Origin of the sequence: Pseudoalteromonas sp. CNAT2-18.1 (assembly GCF_022347865.1) — a bacterium.
Classification (GTDB): Bacteria; Pseudomonadota; Gammaproteobacteria; order Enterobacterales; family Alteromonadaceae; genus Pseudoalteromonas; species Pseudoalteromonas ruthenica.
This window is the reverse complement of sequence record NZ_JAKRFR010000002.1, coordinates 456,017-479,645: the sequence shown is the minus strand read 5'-3', so window position 1 is coordinate 479,645 and position 23,629 is coordinate 456,017. Positions and strand designations below refer to the sequence as shown.

Here is a 23,629-nt window from a genome sequence, read left to right as displayed (position 1 = left end):
CCATATGACGTTAGAAGTAATACAGAATCCAGAACAAGACTTACTCGACTTTATTGCTCAGCAAATCAGCCAATATAATTGGGCCCATTGGCAAAATGTAGAACGTAAACCTTTAGCGGTTAGCTGGCGCGATGATCAAGGCGAAGTAAAAGCCGGTGCCAGTGGCCGCACCTTTGGTCATTGGTTGCTATTGGATTATCTTTGGGTGAGTGACACATTGCGTGGGCAAGGCATCGGCTCACAGTGTCTCACTGCCATAGAGCAAGCCGCAAAGGCGCGCGGGTGCACGTATGTGCTGCTCGATACCTTGGATTTTCAGGCGCAACCGTTTTATGAGCGTCATGGCTATGAAACGCAATGGGTGCAACAGCAGTATCCGCTTAACGGCAAAAAATATTTTATGAGCAAACAGCTTCATGAGTAAGCCGAAACGGTACTTAAAAAGAACAAGGAGGTTAGTTTTGGCGGCATTATTGTTTGGTTTTATATTCGCGTTTCTAGTGCCCGAGCCAGTGACTATTCCCGTGCATGGGGCAAGTAGCGCTGATTGGCATCAAGATACCTTTTGGTATGAACCCTGGGGAAGCTCTGGGGTGCATAAAGGGGTAGATATTTTTGCCAATAAAGGCACTGACGTGGTGGCCGCTTCACATCACTTGGTGATTTATCGTGGACAGTGGCCCAAGGGCGGCAATGTGATGATTGCCCTCGGACCAAAATGGCGATTACACTATTATGCTCATCTAGACAGCTTCAGTGATAGCGAACGTCGTTGGTTTAGTGGCGGTGAGCAAATAGGCAGTGTTGGCACCAGCGGCAATGCCCAAGGTAAAGCCGCTCATTTACACTACTCATTGGTGACTTTAATTCCTTACTTTTGGCTTATTGATAGCGCCCCCCAAGGCGTCAAGAAAGCCTTCTACCTCAACCCTATAACTTATTTCGGCAACTAACGGAGCAACGGATGCGATTAGTATTACTGGCTTTGGCGTTTATTTTACTGCTATGCAGTTGCGCAGAACCCGTCCCTGCACAAAAGCGCGATTATGTCGGGCACTGGCAAAGTCCCAGCATGAGTCTATTGATTCTTGAAGATGGCACAGTCGCCTATAAACGCTATAAAAACGGGGGCTCCACCTCAGTGGAAGGGCCGCTGCAATCATTTGAGGGTGACGACTTCAGTGTTGGCATTGGTTTTTTCAGCACCACCTTCATCGTCAACGAGCCACCCAACAACAACGACGGTCAGTGGACTATGGTCGTTGACAATGAACGGCTAATAAAACAACCGTCTGCCTACAGCCACTAAATTCAGTTTTCATCAAACAAGGAAGACCCCAGTGAGTCAACTTACCCGCAAAAAGCAATTTGCCACGCGTGCGGTGATCACCCGCGCTTTATACACCGGTGCATTGTTTATCTATGTACTGTTTTTTATTAATTTTATGATGGAGCAGAGCTTTTGGGCGCAAGCGATATCGGTGTTGATATTTAGTTTTATGCTCAGTGCCCAGTATCAATGGAGCATCGAGCCCATACGCTGTAGTGCCATATTTGTTGAGCATGGGGTACTGAACTTACTTGATACGCCGATAAAGCTCGCTGATGTCAAAGAGGTCATTTACTGCCAGCACCAGCGTTATGAACATATTGTTCGTTTTCGCTATCACAATAGAACTTTTCAAGACTTTGAGCTCTCCTCGAGTGACCTGATAGCCGATTTACAGCTTTATCATTTTTTAGTGGCCGAAGGTTTGGTGGTGCGCATGACTGAAGACAGTAGTCAGTTTTCTTAGATATTGGCGAGCACTCACTATTAGCTTATCTCATGACGATTTTATTCACAGGAAAGGTAACTTTATTTTTCACACAATATCGAGCATTTATTCTTTATAAGCAAATTTTTATAAATTGATTGTTGCGTAATTAAGGAATTATAACGTTGGCTTTTTAATGAAAAAGAGGTGTTCAGATTTATTTATTGTTGATAAGTTAATAGCGGTTTGATTGAAAAATAATCAACTTAGTTTCTGTTTATATAAATGATAATTTTATGTAGCATTTTTATTTCCAAGCTATTGTTAAGGAAATAAAAATGAGACAAAAAATTTTATCAGCCTGTGTGTTGGCGTTGCTCTTTTTTGTGGCCAATAATGTATTGGCATCTAGCTCACAAATAAAAGTAACAGACTACAATACCTTCTATGATACCCAAGTAAACAGTGTAAATTGCGGAGGGTATTGGGACGAGCGATTAGTGAGAGTCTGTGATTATAGAACCGAGTTAGTAGACGTTTCTTACAAACGTTGTCACTACAGGCTTAGCGCATCGGCTCCTAATAGCGATGCGCCAGAGTGGGAAACTCGCGTTGTATTATCAACACAAAGTTGCCCAGCAAACTGGACAATTGCCGGACCTTCTGGCCAGGCTCCCGGTGGCGTATATATGCATCAACACAACTCCTATTTCACCCAACAAGAAGAGCAAACCGTCGAATATAATTGTCGTATGGAAACGCGAACTGTTTGGGTGCCAGTTGATGGTGAGCATTGCCCCATCCAACCTTAATTAGATTCCATAATCGGCAATACACAGGCTGGCTGCGGCCAACTTGTGTATCCAAGCAATCATTCACCGCCAGAACATCTTCCAGTGAAGTGTGATATTGACTTCTAGCCGTCTGCTAGGTACATTGCTGATTCACTTCGGTCTCAGGATCGAATGTGTCGCAGAAGAGGTGCGATAGCTAGGTAGTAAACGTGAGGCCGACGACAGCCTTTGATCGTTTATGAGGGAGACTATCGCCGAGGAAGTGCATTGTGCGTCGCAATGGCTTTCGGTTCTTGAGGCTGAATCCTCGGAACTGTCACCTGTAGGGGTGGAGGGCTTCTGGCAATGGACATTCTTACCTTTTTAGTCTTGCCAAGTTCTCCTGATTGTATTTGAAAAATAACTCGTTTTTCATCTCGGAGAGATAATGAATCAGGAATATTCTGTCGCCAAGTTTGGCGGCACTTCAGTGGCCGATCATGGCTCTATGAGCCGGTGTGCACAAATCATCGCAGATAATAACAACGTGCGTGTAGTGGTGGTTAGCGCCAGTGCCGGGGTCACCAATCACCTGGTAGCGTTATGCCAAAGTGCATTAACGTCACAGCAGCGCCAAGCGCACATCGATGGGGTGATCGCTATCCAGCTTAATATTCTCGAATATGTCAGCCTTGATGCTGATTTAGCCCACGGCTTTGATGTCACCTTGAGCGCCTTTCGAAGCAGCGCTGAGCAAGCGCCACAATCGAGCGCCCACAGCGATGAGCTACTGAGTTTTGGCGAGCGTTTCTCTTCTTATTTGTTTACTCAGGTATTACGGGAACACGGCGTGGCGGCAACGCGCTTTGATGTGCGTTCGGTGCTCAAAACAGATAGTCAGTTTGGCAAAGCCCAGCCCAATATTAAAGCAACAGCGCAGCAAGCCCATGCCCAATTGCTGCCGTTGCTTAAAGATCAAGTGGTTGTCACTCAGGGCTTTATGGGCAGTGATGACTATGGCGATACCACCACCTTAGGGCGTGGGGGGTCGGATTACAGCGCGGCCTTATTAGCCGAGGCGATTGGCGCCAACAGCGTATATATTTGGACCGATGTGGTCGGTATTTTCAGCACCGATCCCAGAGTCTGTGCCAAAGCCGCACCCATTGCCCACTTAAGCTTTGACGAAGCCGCCGAAATGGCAACCTTTGGCGCTAAAGTCCTACACCCGGCGACCATTTTACCCGCTGCACGCAGTGGCATCAGTGTGTTTGTCGGCTCCAGTCGCGAACCACAAGGGGGCGGGACGTGGATACAAAAAACGCCCCAAGGAGACACTTTAGCTGGTGTTCGCGCTGTGACTCAGCGTAAAAACCAAATTCTCTTGACCCTGAAAAGCCCGGAAATGCTATTAGCGAGCGGCTTTTTAGCGCGGGTGTTTACTATTTTGAGTGAGCATAAAATTTCCGTTGATTTGGTCACAACTTCGGAGATAAGTGTCGCATTGACGCTTGATAATGCCCCGAATGCCAGTCGTCCGGAGCTTGATCAGCAAGCCCTCGAGCGTTTAAGCGAGTTTTGCCATGTGTCGGTTGAGAATAACCTCACATTGGTGGCGTTAATTGGCTCGGAGATTGTGCTGCGCCAGAGCGAGCTGAATTTAATGCAGGTGCTCAGTGAGTTTGATATTCGCCTTATTTGTCACGGCGCATCGAAACATAACCTGTGCTTCTTGGTTGAGCAAAGTCAGTCTGATGCAGTGGTGCAAACTATTCATCAACGGCTGCTGGAAGGTTAACAGTGAGCACCGGGCGCTGCGGATCGGTGATAAGACTGATATCAAAGTGCCCGGCAAATAGTTCCTGACAATATACCTGGCCATCAAGGGCGCCGATAAGCTCCAAGATGGGTTGGCCTAACAAGGTGGCAATGGGTTGCTTAGTCGCTTTTGCGTAGGCTTCTTTTAACGTCCAGACCCGGAAAAAGGTCTCAACCTCGCTGCCAATATCCCTTGCCTCGGCCTCAGGATAATAGTGCGCCGCCAGCTTCTTAAAGGCGCGTGCGTTGTCAATTTTCTCAATATCTACGCCTAATAAGGTTGCGCCGCGCGTCATCGCCACGGCAATGTGGCCGTGAGCGTGGCTGATGACTACCCGCGCATCGAGGGGGTGGCCATCAACGCTGAGCACCAGCTGCGCCTGTTCAACGTCAAATTCACTGCACCAGGCAGCAAGAGGGTAATCGCGATACTGTGGGTACAGCTGTCGTGCCAGCTGTTTTATGGCCCAGCGTGTGGCGCGATACTCCAGTTGTGCCTGCACCTTTTTACGCTTTGCTAAGACCGCTTGCTCTGTGCGGTGCAAATGTGCGTCATTTAATCCACCGTGCGCTTTAGCACAATAAAGCAACACCACGTCGCTGTGCTTGGCATATTGCTCGGTATCGGTCGGTAAAGGTGAAAAGCGATAGGCAGGGTTTAGCATCAAGGACATTCCGATAAGCGTGGCTATGACTACTTTAATACGGGTAATTATGATTTAATAGCGGCAAAACAATAACAGATATCCCTGCGAATGACGAATAAGCGTGACGGTTTCCAAAGCCGTATAGGTTTTGTACTAGCGGCAGCTGGTGCAGCAGTAGGCCTAGGTAATATTTGGGGTTTTCCAACTCAAGCAGCGAATCACGGTGGCGGTGCTTTTTTACTGGTGTATTTCATTGTCATCTTTGCCTTGGCACTACCGGCACTGTTCACTGAGCTGTACTTGGGCTACGCCGCTCAAGCCAACCCGGTACAAGCACTTAAACGTGCTTGGCAACCAAAAGCGGCAAAAATAGGGGCAGGGGCTGGTTATATTGGTTTAGCCGGGGCCATTGTCATGCTGAGCTTTTATTCCATCGTTGCCGGATGGATGTTGGCCCATGCCTTAGCGCCGCTGTGCGAGATGCTGGGAATGAAAGACGCTGCCGCATTTTTAAGTGGTGACTCCCTCGCCCGAAACCTTATTTTCACGCCGCTGATGTTGGTGTTAACCGCAAGCATTATTTTAAAAGGGGTCAAATCAGGGATTGAAGCCTGGTCGCGGCGATTAATGCCGTTGCTTTTGGTGCTGTTAGTTGGCTTGATTTTCTATATCGGCTCGTTACCCGGCGCCGGTGAAGGCTTTAGTAATTACCTACAACCTGACTTTACTAAGGTGTGGGACCCAGATTTAATCATCGCTGCCATGGGGCAAGCGTTTTTCTCATTGTCGCTGGGGGTAGGGTGCATGATGATTTACGGCTCGTACTTAAAGCCTGGAGCGAATATCGGCAAGCTGACCCTGAGTGTGGCCGCCCTTGATACATCGGTGGCGTTTTTGGCCGGTCTGCTTATTGTGCCCGCGATTTTTGTCGCCAGCCACAATGGCGTGGAAGTATTCCAAAACGGCAAACTCATTGGCGAAGGGCAACTGATCTTTGCGGTGCTCCCGCAATTGTTTAATACCATGGGCAGCATGGGGCTGGTGATTGCTTTGGCCTTTTTCGTTCTCATGTCGATTGCTTCGCTGACCTCGACCATTTCTTCGACCGAGATCCCGGTGGCGTTTTTGGTGGAAAATCATGGTATCGGCCGTAAAGCAGCCACTTGGCTGGTTAGCGCCGTGGTGATGTTGGCATCGCTCACCATAGTGTTGAACTTTGATTGGCTGTTTGGCTTAGTGATCCAAGTATTTACTCAGTACCAGTTGCCTTTGATGGGATTGTTCTACTTTCTTACCCTCGGTTGGGTGTGGCGCCGTGGTAATCAATTAGCGCAATCTGACAAGATGAGTATTGTGGCGCTGCGCTGGTATATACGCCTAGTATGTCCGGTGCTAATGACCGCCGTGTTTATGAATGTGGCGCTGAAATAGCCGGCGCCACTTAGTGTTTTAAGGGGCGCAAACGCGATTGGTTAGCGCTTCACCTTTGGCGTACTGCAGTAAATTATCAAAGGTGGTTTGCACGATTTGCTGCAACGCTTCCTCGGTGAAAAATCCTTGATGCCCGGTGATCAACACATTTTGGAAGGTGAGCAGGCGGGCGAAGACATCATCTTGAAGAATCTCCTCCGAGCGGTCTTTAAAAAACAATTCCGACTCTTGCTCGTACACGTCTAAACCCAAATACCCAAGCTGACCGCTTTTTAGCGCATTGATACAGGCTTTGGTATCGAGCAGGGCGCCGCGCCCGGTGTTAATCAACATAGCGCCGCGTTTCATGTGGCTCAGTGCGTCGCTATTTATAATATGGTGGGTTTGCTCGGTTAAGGGGCAATGCAAGCTGATAATATCGCTTTGCGCTAATAATGTGGCTTTATCAACCAGGGTAAAGTCGCCTTCAGGCTTCGCTGGGTCGACCACCAGCACCTTGGCGCCAAAACCGTTCAGTATACGGCACAGCGCTAGCCCTATTTTACCGCACCCGATAAGCCCCACTGTTTTGCCATGTAAGTTAAAGCCCAACAGGCCGTTGAGGTCGAAGTTATCCTCACGCACACGGTTATAGGCTTTGTGGGTTTTACGCGATAGGGTCAAGATCAGGGCGAGACAATGTTCTGCCACAGCCTCTGGGCTGTAGGCGGGCACCCGCGCAACCTCAATACCTAAGCGTGCGGCGTGGTCTAAATCAACGTTGTTAAAACCTGCACAGCGCAGTAGAACCAGCTTAATACCTAGCTCGTTGAGCTTATCGAGTACCTGTTTGTTGACCACGTCATTTACAAATACGCACACGCTGTCGCACCCTTGCGCCAGTGAGGCAGTGAGCTCATTAAGCTGAGCATCAAAGAAATGGACCTCAACGTTATCTGGACAATGTTCGCTGAATGCGTGTTGCTCATACCTTTGCGAGCTGAATAGGGCTAATTTCATCAAGTTGACTCTCTATTACCGCACGAAGGGTATCGGGTTTGGTCCGAGGTGCGTAGCGGTTCACCAGTTGGCCCTGAGAGTTTATTAGAAATTTAGTGAAATTCCATTTTATTGCCCGGTTTTGTGCAATGCCCCGAGTGTGTTCTTTTAAATAATTAAACAGCGGGTGGGCGTCAGGACCGTTGACCATTACCTTACTAAACAATGGAAAGCTAACATTAAATGTGCTGGTGCAAAAGGCTTTTATATCCTCATTTGAGCCTTGCTCATGGCGGCCAAATTGATTGCAAGGAAATCCCAATACCACTAAGCCCCGCTGTTGGTAGTCGCTAAAAACACGCTCCAACGCACTATATTGATTACTAAAGTTACAGGTACTGGCGGTGTTTACAATGAGTGCAACGCGTCCTTGTAACTGTTTAAATGAATAGGGCGTGCCATCGATGAGGGTGGCATTGAAATGGTAAATACTATCCATTGTGAGCTCCATAACTCAAAACAAGGCGTTTTTGTACGATGCCTTTGTTATACTTTTTTGCGTTTTCTCGAGGCTATCAGGCAAATAGGTCAAAATTATGTCAAAAATGTGTACCTTTATCGGTTTAGGCGTCATGGGCTACCCCATGGCCGGGCACCTGCAACAAGCAGGGTTTGATGTGTGTGTATACAACCGTACAGCGTCAAAGTCGCAGCAGTGGGTAGAGCAATATGGCGGGCGCAGTGCTGCAACGCCAGAACAAGCGGCCCAAGGCGCAGACTTTGTGTTTGTATGTGTTGGCAATGACGATGATGTGCGCAGCGTGATTTATGGTGAGCACGGGGCGCTGGCGGGTATGCACGAGGGTGCCTTGCTGGTTGATCACACCACCACCTCCGCCGAGCTTGCCAGGGAGTTGGGTGACGCTGCGAAAGCCCAAGGTATTGCCTTTATTGATGCGCCGGTCTCTGGTGGCCAGGCGGGCGCCGAAAATGGCGTACTAACCGTGATGTGTGGCGGGAGCAATGCGGCTTTTGCCAAGGTGCAGCCAGTGATGGCAGCCTACAGTCGCTTTAGCCAATTACAAGGTGATATCGGCAGCGGCCAGCTCTGTAAAATGGTAAATCAGATTTGTATTGCCGGTGTGGTACAGGGCCTGGCAGAAGGTTTACATTTTGCGAAAAAAGCCGGGCTCGATGGCGACAAGGTGGTAGAGACTATCGCTAAGGGAGCAGCTGGGTCTTGGCAAATGGAAAATCGCCATCAAACCATGTGGCAAGGAGAGTATGAGTTTGGTTTTGCCGTTGATTGGATGCGCAAAGACCTAGGTATTGCTCTTGATGAGGCGCGCAATAACGGTGCTAGCCTAGGTCTTACGGCATTGGTGGATCAATACTACAGTGACGTACAAGCTATGGGCGGTGGCCGTTTTGATACCTCTAGCTTACTGGCGCGGCTGGAAAAGCTAAACCCCAGTAAGTAGCGGTATACGCCCACAAGCTAAAGGCTTTGGGCGTAGTGGTATAGGGCTTTGAGCACCGCCATATTGCGCTCATTGCCTTCATTCTCGTGCACTAGGTTTTCTAGGCTGAGCATGAAGTCTTGCGCGCCAATAGAGGGGCTGTCCTCGCCATTCATCAGCTTGTTTTGACAGTACTTTCGCCACGAGTCAAGCTCGCTGGGGGTCAGCGTTTCCGGCCAATTACGGGCGCGATAACGAAATAGCAAGGTGGTGAATTTATCATCTTCAAAGTCTATGTCTAAACCGGCGAGCTGCATGGGCTCAGTGGCGCGAATAATATCAAACTTGGCCTTATCACTGTTGCTGATAAAACCACTATAAAGTTGATAGTCGGGGTTGCCGGTATCAGCAAAATGGCGCGTGTCGTTAAACACTTCGGCGACCTTATCGCGTAGCTCCGGGTGGGCCTTTAGTACCTTTAAGTGGGCTAAACATTGTTCGCGATCGATACCCAAACGTTCGGCGTTCTCTGGCAACAAGGTTTTCGCGGGGGCAAGAATAGGGCATTTATTCACATGCACTAGTTTTAAGCCAATCGGCGCTTGTCCAGGGGGGAGTTCATCATGACGGGTATAGAGGTACTCCCGTAATTGCTCGACACTTAAATCCAAAAGCGGTTGCGGGTCTTGCGTTAAGTTAAAGCACACCACCGCGTTTTTATTACTGGGATGAAAGCTCATTGGCGCAATCCAAGTCGTGCAGCCTTGGCTTGCAGGAATACGCGAAGAGGTATGCACCAGCGGCGTCATGTTATAAACATCCACCAAATCAAGCAGCGCTTTTTTATGGCGCAAAGAGAAAAAGAAGTGATACAGCTTGGGCTGCGTGTCTTTAATCAGTTTTGCCAGCGCAATTGTGGCTTTTACATCGCTCAGGGCATCGTGGGCATCGGCGTGCTCAATGCCATTGGCTTTGGTTAGGTCTTCAAGGCGGAAGCTGACGCTGCCATCTTCCTTTTGCGGCCAGTTAATACCTTGCGGGCGCAGGGCATAACAGGCACGTACTAAATCAATAATATCCCAACGGCTATTGCCATTTTTCCATTCACGAGCGTAAGGGTCATAAAAATTACGGTATAAAGTGTAGCGGCTAACCTCATCATCAAAACGAATACTGTTGTAACCAGCCACACAGGTATTCGGGCGGGCGAATTCGTCATGAATTTTAGCGATAAACTCTGCTTCATTAAGGCCATGACGCAGCGCATGCTGCGGCGTGATCCCTGTGACTAAACAGGCCTCGGGGTGAGGCAGATAATCCGGCGCCGGACGGCAATACTCAATAAGCGGCTCACCGATGATATTTAGATCTAAATCGGTGCGAATACCAGCAAACTGACTGGGACGATCTTTTTGCGGGTTTGCCCCCCAAGTTTCATAATCGTGCCAGTAGATAGTAGGCTGGTCATTGTCATTTCTGAGTTCTGCCATATTGTTTCTTTTTCCCTATAAATCAAATTGTTAACCTGTGTTCTTGTTGCATGACATGTTTTTGTATTTCTCGCAGTGGCCAGCATGTGTGTATATTTTTTTATGGCACTCAGCGATACAAAATTGCGCAAACTTTTGGGCAAAGAACAAGATTTCAGAATACTAACACATCGTGACGGTTTAAGAATAAGGGTAACAACAAAGGGTATCTTAACTTGGCAGTATCGATACCGTTTTGATGGCAAGCAAGTCATCCTTTCCTTAGGTCGCTACCCGGGAATGAGTATCAAAGAAGCCCAGTCTCACATCCCTGATTTTCAAAATTGGCTGGCCCAAGGCCGTGACCCAAGAATTGAATATAAGATAGTGCAATCTCATCAGAGCGAATTACCGCGATTGGATGAGCTTGCTCGGCAATGGCTTGAAATAAAGGTGCCAGATCTTAAAGAAAAGACGCGGACACTGTATAAAAACCATGCTGAAAAGTGGATTTATCCGTACTTTAATGAGAAGTCCTTACCCGTAGATGAAATGCGATTACTTGATTGGGTGGCTTACTTTGACAAAGTAAAAGAAAAGGGGAGCGCCAAAACAGCAGCTGTTATGCTGGTACGGATTAAGACCATAGTGCGCTGGGCCTATAAGCGTGGCGCATTGCACAACCAGTGCCCGGTGCTCAGCCTTAATACTAACGATGTAGGGGAGGCCGCTGCAAAAGGGCAACGGGTACTATCACTAAGCGAACTGGCCCAATTGTGGGTTTGCATCGAGCGTTCAAAGGCTGCGCCGGCAACCAAGTATTGCCTACAACTTATTTTCCTGACCGGTGCCCGTCAGTCAGAAGTGCGCACCGCCAAGTGGGAAGATTTCAACTTCATCGATGGTGTTTGGACAGTGCCAGCGGAGAACTCAAAAACTAACAAGCCAATACGCTGCCCGATCACCGATAAAAAAAGAACTTTTAGAGCATCTAGCGATTGCTTATGGGCGTAGCGGTTATATTGTGCCAGGCACTTCACCGCGAAACCCCATTACATCACACGCAATTAACCGTTATTGCGCCCGTATGAGGGACGCCGTGAACAAAGAGCATGGCACGTCCCAGTTTTTACTCCACGATGCCCGTCGCAGTGTTTCAACCATTCTTAATGAACATAAAGTGCTACCCCATGTAACTGAGAAAATGTTGGGCCACTCTATGCGTGGGGTTATGGCAATTTACAACAAACATGATTGGATTAAGGAACAGAGGGCAGGATATGACATGTATTGGCAATTAATCGCTAAACATGTCAATACGGTTTATGAGCGACAAAACTAAACTATCTTGGTGCCTGCACTGGTCACAATTTGATATACGCAATAGGCTGCGCATATTGCCAGTACAAACCCGATCATAACTATAGCTATCTTCTTCATGTATGGCCTACTCTATAGTAATATCCAGCTTTTCAGCTAAGTGGGCATAAAAATCTTTTCGGCTTCGTGGGTTATCTATATTAAAGCACGCAGACGCAAGTGCATGAATTGCTTGCTGTTCACTAATTACATTGTTATTAATAAAGCGCTTAAGTTTTTCATCGTAGATATATTGAAGCTCGTTATAGTGACCATACTGTCCGCATGAAACAAGAAGCGTGTCCATATCTCCATTCGGTTCTTCATCAACGTAATCAAATAGTTGGTTTATATTGCTAATTTTTGATACAGATATTATACCTTTATTAAATAGTGATTTATTTAATTCACGCTTTATAAAAATATCACTCATTAGTCTACTCCTTTATCAGCTTCCAATTATCTTCAGTGATTATAACCGTGGATAGCCCCTTTTGTTGGTTCTCCAATGCCTTCTCTATCTTTCTGCCATGACTACTAAAGCGCCAGTCACGGCTTGCTAATCCACCAATAACCAGCAGATGAAGCGATTGAGTCACATCTTTTTGCGGTCTAAGGCCAATCTTTTTGGCTTGGTCTTGAAGGTTCATTCTGGTACCTGATAGGAACTTACCGGTAAAGCAAATAGTTTCGAAGTGGTCAGGCAGTGACTCTAACTTTGTGGCGCAGAACTCAGTTGCCATACCGTGGGCTACACCCGTTTCCAAAAATTGTTGTCCGGCCATTAGCTTGCAGGTTTCAACTAGGTCATCTAGTTCATGTTGCTCAACTAGACCATCTTCTAAAATCTCAGCTAGCTTGTTGTATAGGTCATTACCTGGCCAACAAGTAGTAGCGTCAGGGTTGTCATTAAACCAACTTACGAGGGTGTTAAACTCTCCTAATGTAATGACATTGTCGGCCGCAACACCAGAAAGAAATCCAAGTAATTCGTTGGTTAGGTCTTCAACGCAACTAGGTACCAATTCACCGTATTCAAGCACGTCATTAATAACGCCTTTAATTTCATTGAGCTCGTCGACTGTGATAACCCCGTCAGCCAAGATATCTTCTATGGTATCGACTATATCGAGTACATCACCGTCAACTGGCAACTCTTTATGTGAAGCTAGCCAAGTTTGCAAGAACAATAGCTCTTGGTCGTTTAATCGCTGGTCGGACACGACTCCTTTGAGTATTCCTTGCAGTGATAAAATAGATTTCGTTAGGTTTTGTGCCGCACAAAAGTTACGATTGAGCGGTTGACCATGTTGGTCGACTGGTGCTCTTTGCATATGGAAATCCCTTTCAAAGAATGTATTCATCTTTAAAATTATCAGACCCTAATGTGAAAGCAACAGCTAGAAACACATAAACACAACTTGCGCAGAGATCAGTAATCGCTTATATTCTTGATGGTGCCGTCAAAACCTACTGTTTATGTACGATATTCGTTAACAAAACAGTGGCGTAAGCCCCAATGATGATGAGCTTACCAATGCCTAAACATCATTTTATTGGTGGTTTGAAACGGTCACTAATGCTAGTGACCTACGGGAAAGGAGGTGCAGTGTGTCTATTACAGAATCAATTAATAACTGGAAAAGCTATTTTACGTCTTCAAAAAAGAGCAATTCAAAGAGAGCAGAGCTCGAGAAAGAGTTATCTGCTTTAGATGAAACCACGCGGAAGGAAATACTGGCCATGATAGAGAGTTTTGAAGCCGGTTTGAGGAAAGACGAAATAAAAGTTGAGTTAGTGGACTCAAACACCTTTAGGGTTAACATCAAATCTCTTAGGGACAGTGCAGTAGTGCAAAAACAAATAGCAGCAGCTTCTAAAACTCTTAATTCAGCAACATAAAAGCTAAAAGCACCGTCTAGGTGCTTTTTTAATAATAATGATAAAACCAACAGTTCTTCTTTTACTCGTATTTGGCATTTGCGGCTATTTAATATTATCTCAAAACTACAAAACGCGTTTCTCCTATCTGCGTAGTAGTGGCTACCACACATTCTTTTGGTCAACATCTGTTGGCCTGGTTCTCTTTATAGTATCCGCGTTTGTATTCTGGTGTGCCATCCAAGTTGCTACATGTTTTGACATTAAGTTTGATTTTGGGCGTTGGCTTCTAAATAGTGCTTTTCAAGTTTACGACGTTGAAAGTGAAACGGTAGCCACTTTTAATATCAGTGCTATTTCTCTAGCGTTAAGTGGCTTGTATGCTTCAGTAAAATTCTTTATGCCAGGGCGTACAGAGAAACTTAAGAAAGAGTTTGTTAAAGACGCAGATAGCCCGGAGCTAACAAGGTTGTTCGGTTTTTCCTCGCATACCGGTATACCCGTTCTATTTACTATGTCTGATAGAAAAGTATTTTGTGGTTATATATACGAGATGCAGGCAGCAATACATACATCAGATATTCATATCCTCCCAGTATTTAGTGGCTTTAGGGATGAAAAGAACTTGTCTCTTAAAAAGGTAACAATGTATAGGGAAGTAGTTAATTTAGTAAATAGAGCTAATATGGCGAAAGCAGAAGATGAACTTATTGTAGCAGGTATGCCAATAGAACTTGCAAAAACATATGTAGAAGTTAATAGCGAAAATTATGAGTCATGGGATAAGTTCACTATCGCCCTCCCACTGCGTGAAATTATCCACGCTCACTTGCATGATATTACGCATGAAGAGGATTTTAGGAGGGAAGAGCTTAAGCTGGCAACTAGGTTGAGAAATCAACTTCCATATCAAGAATGAGTTTCCATCTCAACACTATCCCGCATAACTAGGTAAACCAAGAGAGTCAACGCCTATGATAAACATTTTTTTCATTAAATAGGTCGCGATAAGCTCAGCAATGATGTGAGCGTGATCTTTACAAGCCATGCTCTGGTAAATCGCATTTGTTTTAACTTCCTTGATTATGACCTTTCTCCTGAATTAGTACCATTCATTCAATGAGATAATTCATATTAAGCGGCGAACTTGGCAAAGCTGGAAGGACAGACAGTATGGGTGGGCAATGAATCGGTGAATATGTTGCAAATATTGCTCGATTTAATTGCTGTGGTAAAGAACACGAATCAGACACTTGCGATGCATACCCACGAGGGGGCAGGTAAATCACAGCAAGCAGGACAGTTTACAGGTTATCAATCAACAATAGCAGGCTTAGGAAAACAACTTTCACCGATTACCGAGAAGTAAACTAATAGGTATGTGTAAAGTGAGATAGTCAAAATCTAAACTGAGATTGTTTATATTTTGAAATAAATAACTTGACTTTATTTTTTAGTATTGAAATTCTCCAGTCTCTATTAAAAGCCTCTTTGCTTTCACTAATCTGTAGTTCATTTTTATGCACATCAAGCTTGAGATTATATTCATGACTAATAGAAAGCTTTATTTTATGTGATAAATAAGTCTTCTTGAGGAAAATTAGTCCCGCTGTTGCTGCCGTGCTAGCAGTAACCCTGCTATTATTAAGTTTGTCAAATTTACCTCCTGCCAGTTAACGCCGCTTTAAGGCTTGATTCGTCGTCTGCTAACATCTTGAGCGAAGCAGAAATAGCAAACGGTGAGAAGTCGCCTGAATGCGATATTATGAAAATATCTGTCGGCTAGGTGGTTAAATCGAGCATTAGTGATAGCATTATCTATTTCAAATGGATTTATCCCTTTTAGGTAGCCTTCTTGTTTCAACACCCAGCCCTAGCTGACTGTGTAACGAAGGCAAACCGAGTCAAACTCTAACGGTTCTGGATGACTTACTTGTTATACGAATTTGTCACTCAAATCAATAAGATAGTCGGCAAAGTCTTCTCTATCAATTTCACTACATAAATTCATCTGATCTAAAAAGTTTACTATTTTTCCTCTGTTGTCTAGTTTGGCTGCTAGAATATGGTAAAGATAGAAAATAGATATACCTTTACTCACGCTACCAACCTCCCCATTAATATCCTTAGCTCTAAGGATTATATTCTTTTTATTCTCATTAATGGTTGAAATAAGTTCTGATATCTTTGTGATATTGAAATACTGTAGATATTTTAAGTGTAGGCTAACAAAATCTGAATCCAGTTCTTTTAAATTAACTTTGGCTTCTTTAGCAACTTTCCGATCTAATTCATCTACAAGGTCACTTTTATTTAAGAACTCTGAAATTGTGACTAAATCAATATCCACTTCATCGGGGTTAGAGCTAATATTTTCTTCTATGTCATTTTGATAGTCATTTAACTCCTCTTTAATTTTAACGAAGCCTTCATCTGCTAATTCTAAAAGACTAGCTAACCTAGAAAATTGCCTTCTTACTTGCTTAGGCACTTCAATTGTAGATTTGTATCCTATGTCATGCTCAATTTCAGCCCAAGCATGTTGCAACACAGAGCGAATCTGAATTTCAACCTTTCTTCCATTGAATCTCTGGTACTCAACTAACTGCTCTCTATCTTGTGAAATTGAAACAACGTAGTGCAACGATAAATAGCCAAATCTGTCTGGATCTAAAGATGCTCTTTTATCGATAGAGTTTTTTGTATCTATAGCAAAGTTATCTTCGATAATTTTAGCTATTTGGTCCACTTCATCAGAATAATTTGAAATTATCCTGATTCCTACGATATCTGTAATGTCTTGGATAGAAGAATATTTATCTTTATTTATTATTTTCCGAGAGAGACTATTCTTGTCTTTAACCCTTGATGATACAGAGTGAGGCACTATTGAATCATTGCTTAATAAAGCCGAGATCAAAGCCACCATAGATTGAGCCATCTCTTCATTTAGAGAAAGTTGCTCATCGTACTCGTCAATAATTTTAGATAACGACACTAACGTTCCTTATTCGTTTAACAGCGTAATACCGATAATTCCGGTTAACACTCAGTGCGCCTATAGCCAGAAATATCAAAATACGACTTTTGATATTATTTATAAGCTACACATAACAACATGAAATTACAATTGTTTAGAATTACTCTATCCGAGAATTCACTTAATAGAAAGTGCACAAAATTACATAGGAGAGTTGATTGGTTTTACGTCAATGTATTGATTATCTTCTATACGCTAGTTGTTGCTTGTCCTGCCAGGTTGGGACGCCTTAGAGCTAGTGTCAAAATCAGTATGAGTTACCAAAACTTATTTATCTCGGGCATGAAGCTTGTGAGGAAACTACTGTGTTTAAACCTGTTATAGGTTCTTATGCCTAGCAGCGAGTGATAGGAACCGTTGTTGCCTCGTGCAAGGTATTGACAGTCACCAGCTGAACACGAGGTAAAAGACTGACTAAACTAATTTCAGGTCCGGGGTTGTTTCCTACAAATCTATAAAATCCATGTGAGTATCTAAGTGTGTATGTTTTTATAGGGGAGTGTAAGAAAAAACATTTAAAACAATAGCTTGAACTTTAATTCACATAATCGTGCCAGTAGATTGTACGCTGGTCATTGTCGTTTCTGAGTTCTGCCATATTATTGCTTTTCCATATAAATCAGTATTTTGCTGCTTTACTACTTTGCCTGTTGTTAGTATGTGTCTTCTTAATCGTCGCGCTGTGTATATAAATATGTGTATGTTTTTTCGCGAAAAAGTGTCTGTTTTTAACGCTGCTTAGCGGCATACGATGATGCAAATTGCTCGGCAAAGAATATGCACTAAGCATACTAACACATTGAGCTGATTTAAGAATAAAGGTAACTGCCGAGCTTGCCTGTTTAACTCGCGAAATGGTTGCTTAGGACCATGAAGGCAATGGCATTGGTCGCACCTAAAGGCACTACCTACAAAAGCTTAAATTTAGGCTTTCAACCTATTCGCCAAAGGCTAGTCACGCTTTTTGCGTTGCCCGGTAATCATGGGCGGTATTAGCGGGATGCGCCCCCACCAGCTAACCACGATAACCGCAATAATATGGATAATGGCGATGGCATACAGAGTATTAGCCGCCAAGGCATGGATGTCTTGCAGTAGTGAGTTACCGAATAGGGCATCGATTTCCTCAAGCATAAATCCAGTAACGGCAAGTGCAATAAATAGCAGCCAAGTTGCAAACACCATAAGCCAGCCAATAGGGTTATGGCCGGATTCGGTAGGGATATGGCGCTCTTTGAGGTGAGTGATGTGCGCGCTTATCGCAGCGCGGTTGATAGCGGCTGCGCGGATACGGGCGTAGCCCGAGGGAAAGAGGCCCCAAATTAGCCGCAGTAGCACTAAAACACCAGCGCTGTAACCCAACCACTGATGCCATGTGCCACCGGCCTCAATAATGAAGTAATTAGTAATAAAGATGCCGACAAGGGACCAATGGACGATACGTACCACCGGGTCCCATATTTTGATTGTGCTGCTCACTAATGCGCTTCTTGTTTAACTACCGAGCCGTCTACTGGGTTAAAGTAAATTTCAACCTTGTTGTTATCTTTATCGGTGCCATAAATCTCATAGCAGCTGCCATCGGTCACTTTAAACTCATTGATGCTATAGCCCTTGGCTTGCAGTGTTGTTTTAAAGTCGCTTTGATCCAGCCATTGGCTTTGTGGCGCATCAGTACAAACGGTGACATCATTAGCAACACCGCAGCCAGATAGTATTAACATCGCTGCTGCAAGCGATAGAGTTCGTTTAATATACATAACCCATTTCTCCTTCTTTGCTGTTGTATCACTAAAACAAACCTGGGGCAGATGATCAATGCGCTTGATCAATAAATGTGCAAAGTATCTGATGCCGCCTACAAACCAAAAACACTATCAGCGTTGCTAAGCTTAGTTGGTGGGCTGCGAAAGCTGGTAGCCTTGCTCACGAAATAAGCTCAACGCTGCTTTAACAACCTGGGGATCATATAATTTACCGGCGTTAGTTTCTATTTCCGCAAGGGCAGCGTCCAGTCCCAGCGCATGACGGTAGGGCCGAGATGTGGCCATTGATTCAATCACATCGGCAACGGCAATAATGCGCGCTTCAAGCAAAATATCCTCGCCTTTCAAGCCTTGCGGGTAGCCGCTGCCATCCATGCGCTCATGGTGCTGATAAGCTACTTGGGCGATAGGCCAAGGAAAAGGAATACTCTTTAAAATTTGATAGCCATGCTCAGCATGCGTTTTAATAATGGCAAACTCGCTGTGGCTTAAGCGTGTGGGTTTGGTCAAATATTCAGAGGGGATGCTGATTTTGCCAATATCATGCACTAAGCCTGCAATGCGTAAACCGTATTGAGTGTCGGCGTTGAGCTGCATTTGCTTAGCAATTTGCACCGCTAAATCACCCACTCTGGACTCGTGGCCAGCCGTGTAGGGGTCGCGCAGTTCAACCATGCTCGAGATAGCTTCAACCGTGCCAAGTACGGTATTTTCCAACCGGCTAGAATAGTGTCTTACCTGATTAAGTGCGCCTTCCTCGGCGCTAATATCGCACAAAATACCAATATAGCGCTGCGGGAGAGAGCCGCTCACCAAGTGCATTTCGTCGTGAATATGAATATAGTGGCCATCTTTGTGTTTGATGCGGTAATAGTGGTGTCCGCCACCGGCGCCGATAATACGATGACTTTCTTCTTGAGCACGGAGTTTATCGTCTGGGTGTAGACTTTTCGACCACCAACCCATCGCCATTGCTTGCTCAGCTTGGTATCCCAGCACTTTGCTGACATTGTCACTCACCCATACGGTTTGGCTGCGCTGAGCAGTCACCTCAATGGCGTAGGTGACAATAGGCATGTGTTTAAAGTAGTTAGGTAATTTATATAGGAGCAGCTGCTCATCGCTCTTGGCGGCAGAGACCAAGGTTTGAGCGTTATTGAGCTTCTTCAGTAAAAAGTGCAAGGCGATAGACATTAGCAGGACAAAACTCACTCCTTTGCCAATAGATAGCGCCAACGAGTCTTCGAAATCTCCCCATACTAATGCCAATAACCAATCGCTGGAAACTATCCAAAGAGTGCCAATAACAGCATAAAGGCCAACTATTTGATTTCGACTTAGCCCTCTCATGTACTGCTCTTAAAAATGTGCGATGAACCCATTTTTTATACTCGTCGCATTTTACTGTTCGTTATATCTGCATAATAATACAATAATAAATCAAAGGGTGAGCATTCAACTTAAGGAGAATGTTATGCGCTATGTCAAATAATGCTGCGATAAGCTGCTTTATGATCCACCACACCATGCAAAACGTTCTTAAACGCTAGCTCTATTATTATTTACTTTGATGGTACCACCATGTTTCTGCGAAAAAGTCACCTCGCTGAGCTGAAAAGCTTGCAAGATGAAGTGCTCATTTACAAGCAAATATTCTCTAGTTTAAGTGAAGAGATGATCCATCTAACCTTGGATTTGCAGGGAGTGATTATCTCTGCCAACACACTTTTTGAAACTGAGACTCAGATTAGCAGCCACGCGTGGCAGGTCAAGGCGTTGCTCGACTTCGTACCAAATTTGGCGCGCAACACAGAGCACTATAAGGCACTTAAAAATGCGCTAACTCAGCGCAAACACTGGGCTGGTGCTTTGGAAATGCAAAACAATGACCAGCACTTGTGGTTACGTGTGGTATTGCAGCCGATTGTGGATGCCAGCGGGCGCTGTACGCACTTTGACCTGTTCGCATCGAATCTAACCCGCACCATTAATACCTCAAGGCACAATGAAAATGTCATCAACGCTATTGAGCGCTCTATGGCTGTGATCCGCTTTAACCCTCAAGGAAATATAATCGACGCTAACGATTTATTTCTAAACACTGTGGGTTATCGCCTTGAAGAAGTCAAAGGCAAGCACCACAGCATGTTTTGTGAGCCGGCACTGGCAAATAGCCATGAGTATCGTGAGTTTTGGCAAAAGCTCAATCGTGGAGATTACATTGCCGACCGTTTTAAGCGTATCGACAAGCAGGGACGAGAAATTTATCTCGAAGCCTCTTATAACCCCATTTTCGACAGCCATGGTCAGCTCTATGAAATAGTTAAGTTTGCCACCGACATCACTGCGCAAGTAGAGCGCGAAAGCCAGGTAAATCATGCTGCTCAAATTGCTTACGACACCTCAATTAACACTCAAAGTAGTGCCAGCAGTGGGGCCGCCATTATGGAAGAAACCGCAGCGGTTATGAGCCAATTAGCAGCAAAAATGGACAGTGCGTCTGAGAAGATCAATGCCCTTGAAGCGCAATCGGCGCAAATAAATAAAATTGTTCAAGCCATCAGCGGCATCGCCGAGCAAACCAACTTATTGGCACTTAACGCCGCCATTGAAGCTGCGCGGGCAGGTGAGCTTGGGCGCGGTTTTGCGGTCGTTGCCGATGAGGTTAGAGAGTTGGCCTCGCGAACCTCAAAGTCGACCGAGGAAATCATTGGAGTGGTCAATGATAACGCGCAACTGACCTTGGAAGCGGTGCAAACCATAGGTGAAAATAAAGACACAGCCACCGAGGTTGCTGAGAAAGTCAATGATGCCAGTGCGGTGATTGAGGAAATACGCGAAGCGTCTCAAAAAGTCGTGGATGCGGTATCACAATTTGCTAACCGGCTGTCTTAAGGCAGCCGCTCAAGCGTTTAGTGACTCGGTATATGTACCTCTGGGAGCCCTTCAAACTGGGGCTTAGCCAACAAATAACCCTGCATTAGATGAATGCCGGCTGCTCGCAACCAATGATATTCGCCCTCTGTTTCAATGCCCTCGGCAAGCACCTGAATACCCAGCTCACGCAGCAAATTCACACAGTTTTTTATGATGATCTGTCGGGTTTTATCCTGGTCGATATTGCGGATCATCAACATGTCTAATTTAACAATGTCGGTTTGAAAGTCAGCTAATAGGTTAAGTCCTGAATAACCGGCGCCAAAATCATCCGTGGCGGTCATAAAACCCAATTTACGATAATACTCAACGATGCGTTTGATATGGTGCGCATCACCTACCTTTTCAGCTTCGGTAAACTCGAACATAATTCGCTCGATAGGAAACTGGTAACGCTCAGCGGCTTCCAGAGTTGTTTTGATACATCGTTCAGGTTCATAGATGGCATTCGGTAAAAAGTTAATGCTCAGCATCGAGGGTATTTGCAGCTTGGCAGCCAAGGCAATAGCTTTAATACGGCAGTGCTGATCAAACATATATTTATTTTCATCGGTGAGCTGGCTTATTACCGCACCGGCGGGTTCATTGTTAACGCCACGCACAAGCGCTTCATACCCAAATACCTCGCCTTGTTGGCAATCAACAATGGGTTGGAACGCCATGGTAAAGTCAAAAGGGAGAGGGGGCGTGTTAATGCAGCGGCGACACTGAGATGCCATCAATGAATTCTCTTATTATTAACTTCAAACACTAGTATTAACACTAGCTGGTATTTGTGGGCTGTACAAGCTAAGTCGATGATTTTTGGAAAGACCTGAGCATAATCTCCACAGTTGGCAGCAAATTTATGATATTTCACACAATTGTTATCTTTTAGTGGTACAAACCCACGTACTTGATAAAATAGCGGCGTTAACAAGCCAACGCCAAAAAGGAACTCTTGTGCGCTATCTCATCTTTTTACTTTTTTCATTCTCGCTCCATGCTCAACTTGTCATTGATGAAACCACACAAAACTATGCCGTCAGCGCCGACGCGCCCGATGGTCTTTTACACGCACTCGATAGTGCTTCGCCGGTAAAACGTGATAACAAGGTTGTGCATGGTTACACCTACTACGACATCCGCTGGCAGTTTTGGTTTGATAGTAAGTCACGCCAATGTGATATTAATAAGGTAACCACTACGTTAGAGCTGGAATACACGCTGCCACAACTAACAGATAGTACTGAGAGTGTGAAAAAAGCGTGGTCACAGTGGTTTTCGTATTTGGCCGAGCATGAGCATGAACATGGTCGTATGATAAAGGCGATGGCACAGCGCATAGACGAGCAACTAGAGGCCATTCCCGAGTTGGGCAGTTGCCGCGTGATTGAACAACAGGCAGCGCTTATCGGCAATGCTCTGAAACAAGAACTAGCGCAGCAACTGCAAGCATACGACGAGCAAACCAATCATGGCCGCACTGAAAAGGCGTGGCTGGTGGATCATCTCCAAGCCACACCCAATTAGCCGTTAAGGGGTTAACAGGGTTGCGAGCTCCTCAACACTGTTAACTACATAATCAGGCGCTGGGGCTAAAGGGTAAAGCTGTTTGCCTGGGCGCGCAATAAAGGCGGTTTGCATACCCGCCGCCTTAGCTCCGGCCACATCCCAGCCATGGGCTGCAACCATCAGCGCCTGCTCGGGCGCAACGTTTAGCTTTTTCAGTGCCCATTGATAAGCGCGAAGATCCGGTTTGTATATTTGCAGGTCTTCAATGCTCAGGCGCTGCGAGAAATACGTTGTTAGTCCTGCATGTTCAAACTGGGTTTTCACGCCATAATTTGATGAATTAGTTAAGCTCACTAAGGTAAAGCCGTTATCTTTTAAGCGCTGTAACCCCGGTTTTACATCAGCATGCGCGGGCAAGCTTAATAAAGCAGGCACGATCGCTTGTTTTGCTTGCTGCTTTGAAAGTTCAATCCCCTGATTTTTTGCCACCATCTGCAATGCGGCAACGCCAATATCACCAAAATCCTGATAGTCGCCGCTGACCGTTGTCACCAGTGAATGGTGTAGCATGGTTGAAAACCACAGCGGTAACAATTGTTGCTGGCCATCCAATGCCCCAGCAACTGAGGTGCGCATTGCTTCAAGATCAAGCAGGGTCTCGTTAACATCAAAAAAGATAACTTTAGGTCGTTGTTGGGCATAGCTTACGGGCATAGTTAAAACTCCAAAAATTAGAGTGAGAATGACGAAATACTTACGCATGGTGGTCTCCATAGTGTGTTTTCATCAGTTTATTGATTTAATTTTTTTACATATAGT

At 45.2% G+C, this 23,629-nt stretch carries 27 protein-coding genes and 1 riboswitch; of the genes, 15 read left to right on the top strand and 12 right to left on the bottom strand.

Going from position 1 to position 23,629, the window contains the following annotated elements; translation table 11 throughout:
• Positions 1-4 precede the first annotated feature (4 nt).
• The 6 genes from MHM94_RS05600 to lysC all read left to right on the top strand — a co-directional run bounded on the left by MHM94_RS05600 (position 5) and on the right by lysC (position 4,328).
• Positions 5-424: a GNAT family N-acetyltransferase gene (locus MHM94_RS05600; protein WP_235418928.1), complete on the top strand. Its 420-nt coding sequence runs from the start codon at positions 5-7 to the stop codon at positions 422-424.
• Positions 425-461: 37 nt separating this feature from the next.
• Complete coding sequence (locus MHM94_RS05595) at positions 462-953, top strand: M23 family metallopeptidase (protein WP_235418929.1); 492 nt, start codon at positions 462-464, stop codon at positions 951-953.
• A gap of 11 nt (positions 954-964) precedes the next feature.
• A complete protein-coding gene (locus tag MHM94_RS05590) occupies positions 965-1,309 on the top strand; it encodes a hypothetical protein (protein ID WP_022945124.1) in 345 nt (114 codons plus the stop codon).
• Between the two features lie 31 nt (positions 1,310-1,340).
• Entirely contained in the window at positions 1,341-1,796 is a 456-nt protein-coding gene (locus tag MHM94_RS05585; protein ID WP_235418930.1) for a hypothetical protein, read from the top strand.
• Positions 1,797-2,095: 299 nt separating this feature from the next.
• Positions 2,096-2,569 carry a hypothetical protein gene (locus MHM94_RS05580; RefSeq protein WP_235418931.1) on the top strand — a complete coding sequence of 158 codons (474 nt, stop codon included), beginning with the start codon at positions 2,096-2,098 and terminating at the stop codon, positions 2,567-2,569.
• A gap of 156 nt (positions 2,570-2,725) precedes the next feature.
• A riboswitch (Lysine riboswitch) is annotated at positions 2,726-2,898 on the top strand.
• 80 nt (positions 2,899-2,978) lie between these two features.
• Positions 2,979-4,328 carry a lysine-sensitive aspartokinase 3 gene (gene lysC / locus MHM94_RS05575; protein ID WP_235418932.1) on the top strand — a complete coding sequence of 450 codons (1,350 nt, stop codon included), beginning with the start codon at positions 2,979-2,981 and terminating at the stop codon, positions 4,326-4,328.
• Here the strand turns inward: lysC and MHM94_RS05570 are convergent.
• Complete coding sequence (locus MHM94_RS05570; RefSeq protein WP_235418933.1) at positions 4,300-5,013, bottom strand: 4'-phosphopantetheinyl transferase superfamily protein; 714 nt, start codon at positions 5,011-5,013, stop codon at positions 4,300-4,302. The genes lysC and MHM94_RS05570 overlap by 29 nt on opposite strands.
• 90 nt (positions 5,014-5,103) lie before the next feature.
• On the opposite strand from MHM94_RS05570, the gene MHM94_RS05565 reads away from it, so the two are divergent.
• Positions 5,104-6,426 carry a sodium-dependent transporter gene (locus MHM94_RS05565; protein ID WP_235418934.1) on the top strand — a complete coding sequence of 441 codons (1,323 nt, stop codon included), beginning with the start codon at positions 5,104-5,106 and terminating at the stop codon, positions 6,424-6,426.
• An 18-nt stretch (positions 6,427-6,444) separates the two neighbouring features.
• Here MHM94_RS05565 and MHM94_RS05560 read toward each other — a convergent pair whose 3' ends face one another.
• Both MHM94_RS05560 and MHM94_RS05555 read right to left on the bottom strand, forming a co-directional pair.
• Positions 6,445-7,425, bottom strand: a complete 981-nt coding sequence (locus tag MHM94_RS05560) for a 2-hydroxyacid dehydrogenase (protein WP_235418935.1) — start codon at positions 7,423-7,425, stop codon at positions 6,445-6,447.
• On the bottom strand, positions 7,391-7,903 hold the full coding sequence (locus tag MHM94_RS05555; RefSeq protein ID WP_022945131.1) for a glutathione peroxidase: 513 nt from the start codon (positions 7,901-7,903) through the stop codon (positions 7,391-7,393). Before MHM94_RS05555 ends, MHM94_RS05560 begins: the two co-directional genes overlap by 35 nt.
• A 97-nt stretch (positions 7,904-8,000) precedes the next feature.
• On the opposite strand from MHM94_RS05555, the gene MHM94_RS05550 reads away from it, so the two are divergent.
• A complete protein-coding gene (locus MHM94_RS05550; RefSeq protein ID WP_151172631.1) occupies positions 8,001-8,885 on the top strand; it encodes an NAD(P)-dependent oxidoreductase in 885 nt (294 codons plus the stop codon).
• Positions 8,886-8,902: 17 nt separating this feature from the next.
• Here MHM94_RS05550 and sbcB read toward each other — a convergent pair whose 3' ends face one another.
• Positions 8,903-10,354: an exodeoxyribonuclease I gene (gene sbcB / locus MHM94_RS05545; protein WP_235418936.1), complete on the bottom strand. Its 1,452-nt coding sequence runs from the start codon at positions 10,352-10,354 to the stop codon at positions 8,903-8,905.
• Positions 10,355-10,456: 102 nt separating this feature from the next.
• On the opposite strand from sbcB, the gene MHM94_RS05540 reads away from it, so the two are divergent.
• Positions 10,457-11,347 (top strand): integrase arm-type DNA-binding domain-containing protein, encoded by an 891-nt coding sequence (locus MHM94_RS05540; RefSeq protein WP_268837963.1) that lies wholly within the window; start codon positions 10,457-10,459, stop codon positions 11,345-11,347.
• Entirely contained in the window at positions 11,235-11,675 is a 441-nt protein-coding gene (locus tag MHM94_RS18420) for a tyrosine-type recombinase/integrase (RefSeq protein WP_268837965.1), read from the top strand. The genes MHM94_RS05540 and MHM94_RS18420 overlap by 113 nt, the downstream gene beginning before the upstream one ends.
• Positions 11,676-11,780: 105 nt before the next feature.
• Here MHM94_RS18420 and MHM94_RS05535 read toward each other — a convergent pair whose 3' ends face one another.
• Together MHM94_RS05535 and MHM94_RS05530 are read right to left on the bottom strand one after the other, a co-directional pair.
• Entirely contained in the window at positions 11,781-12,125 is a 345-nt protein-coding gene (locus MHM94_RS05535) for a hypothetical protein (RefSeq protein ID WP_235418937.1), read from the bottom strand.
• Between the two features lie 4 nt (positions 12,126-12,129).
• Positions 12,130-13,026: an NAD-dependent DNA ligase gene (locus MHM94_RS05530; RefSeq protein WP_235418938.1), complete on the bottom strand. Its 897-nt coding sequence runs from the start codon at positions 13,024-13,026 to the stop codon at positions 12,130-12,132.
• A gap of 277 nt (positions 13,027-13,303) precedes the next feature.
• Here MHM94_RS05530 and MHM94_RS05525 point away from each other — a divergent pair, with 277 nt between their 5' ends.
• The 3 genes from MHM94_RS05525 to MHM94_RS05515 all read left to right on the top strand — a co-directional run bounded on the left by MHM94_RS05525 (position 13,304) and on the right by MHM94_RS05515 (position 14,942).
• Positions 13,304-13,594, top strand: a complete 291-nt coding sequence (locus MHM94_RS05525) for a hypothetical protein (protein ID WP_235418939.1) — start codon at positions 13,304-13,306, stop codon at positions 13,592-13,594.
• A gap of 37 nt (positions 13,595-13,631) precedes the next feature.
• Complete coding sequence (locus MHM94_RS05520; protein ID WP_235418940.1) at positions 13,632-14,492, top strand: hypothetical protein; 861 nt, start codon at positions 13,632-13,634, stop codon at positions 14,490-14,492.
• Positions 14,493-14,720: 228 nt separating this feature from the next.
• Positions 14,721-14,942: a hypothetical protein gene (locus MHM94_RS05515; RefSeq protein ID WP_235418941.1), complete on the top strand. Its 222-nt coding sequence runs from the start codon at positions 14,721-14,723 to the stop codon at positions 14,940-14,942.
• A gap of 567 nt (positions 14,943-15,509) precedes the next feature.
• Here the strand turns inward: MHM94_RS05515 and MHM94_RS05510 are convergent.
• The 4 genes from MHM94_RS05510 to MHM94_RS05495 form a co-directional block, all read right to left on the bottom strand.
• Positions 15,510-16,571: a hypothetical protein gene (locus MHM94_RS05510; protein WP_235418942.1), complete on the bottom strand. Its 1,062-nt coding sequence runs from the start codon at positions 16,569-16,571 to the stop codon at positions 15,510-15,512.
• 993 nt (positions 16,572-17,564) lie between these two features.
• Positions 17,565-18,092, bottom strand: coding sequence for a cytochrome b/b6 domain-containing protein (locus MHM94_RS05505; RefSeq protein WP_151172633.1), 528 nt, complete (start codon positions 18,090-18,092; stop codon positions 17,565-17,567).
• Positions 18,092-18,373: a PepSY domain-containing protein gene (locus MHM94_RS05500; protein ID WP_022946512.1), complete on the bottom strand. Its 282-nt coding sequence runs from the start codon at positions 18,371-18,373 to the stop codon at positions 18,092-18,094. The genes MHM94_RS05505 and MHM94_RS05500 overlap by 1 nt, the downstream gene beginning before the upstream one ends.
• Before the next feature lie 132 nt (positions 18,374-18,505).
• Positions 18,506-19,729: an HD domain-containing phosphohydrolase gene (locus tag MHM94_RS05495; RefSeq protein ID WP_218939690.1), complete on the bottom strand. Its 1,224-nt coding sequence runs from the start codon at positions 19,727-19,729 to the stop codon at positions 18,506-18,508.
• 231 nt (positions 19,730-19,960) lie between these two features.
• On the opposite strand from MHM94_RS05495, the gene MHM94_RS05490 reads away from it, so the two are divergent.
• Positions 19,961-21,274: a PAS domain-containing methyl-accepting chemotaxis protein gene (locus tag MHM94_RS05490; RefSeq protein ID WP_235418943.1), complete on the top strand. Its 1,314-nt coding sequence runs from the start codon at positions 19,961-19,963 to the stop codon at positions 21,272-21,274.
• 17 nt (positions 21,275-21,291) lie between these two features.
• On the opposite strand, the gene MHM94_RS05485 is transcribed toward MHM94_RS05490, so the two are convergent.
• On the bottom strand, positions 21,292-22,035 hold the full coding sequence (locus tag MHM94_RS05485; protein ID WP_235418944.1) for an EAL domain-containing protein: 744 nt from the start codon (positions 22,033-22,035) through the stop codon (positions 21,292-21,294).
• 223 nt (positions 22,036-22,258) lie between these two features.
• On the opposite strand from MHM94_RS05485, the gene MHM94_RS05480 reads away from it, so the two are divergent.
• Complete coding sequence (locus MHM94_RS05480; RefSeq protein ID WP_022946516.1) at positions 22,259-22,828, top strand: DUF922 domain-containing protein; 570 nt, start codon at positions 22,259-22,261, stop codon at positions 22,826-22,828.
• Between the two features lie 3 nt (positions 22,829-22,831).
• On the opposite strand, the gene MHM94_RS05475 is transcribed toward MHM94_RS05480, so the two are convergent.
• The gene (locus MHM94_RS05475; protein ID WP_026111338.1) at positions 22,832-23,524 is read right to left on the bottom strand and encodes a haloacid dehalogenase type II; all 693 of its coding nucleotides are present in this window, start codon (positions 23,522-23,524) and stop codon (positions 22,832-22,834) included.
• Positions 23,525-23,629: the final 105 nt, after the last annotated feature.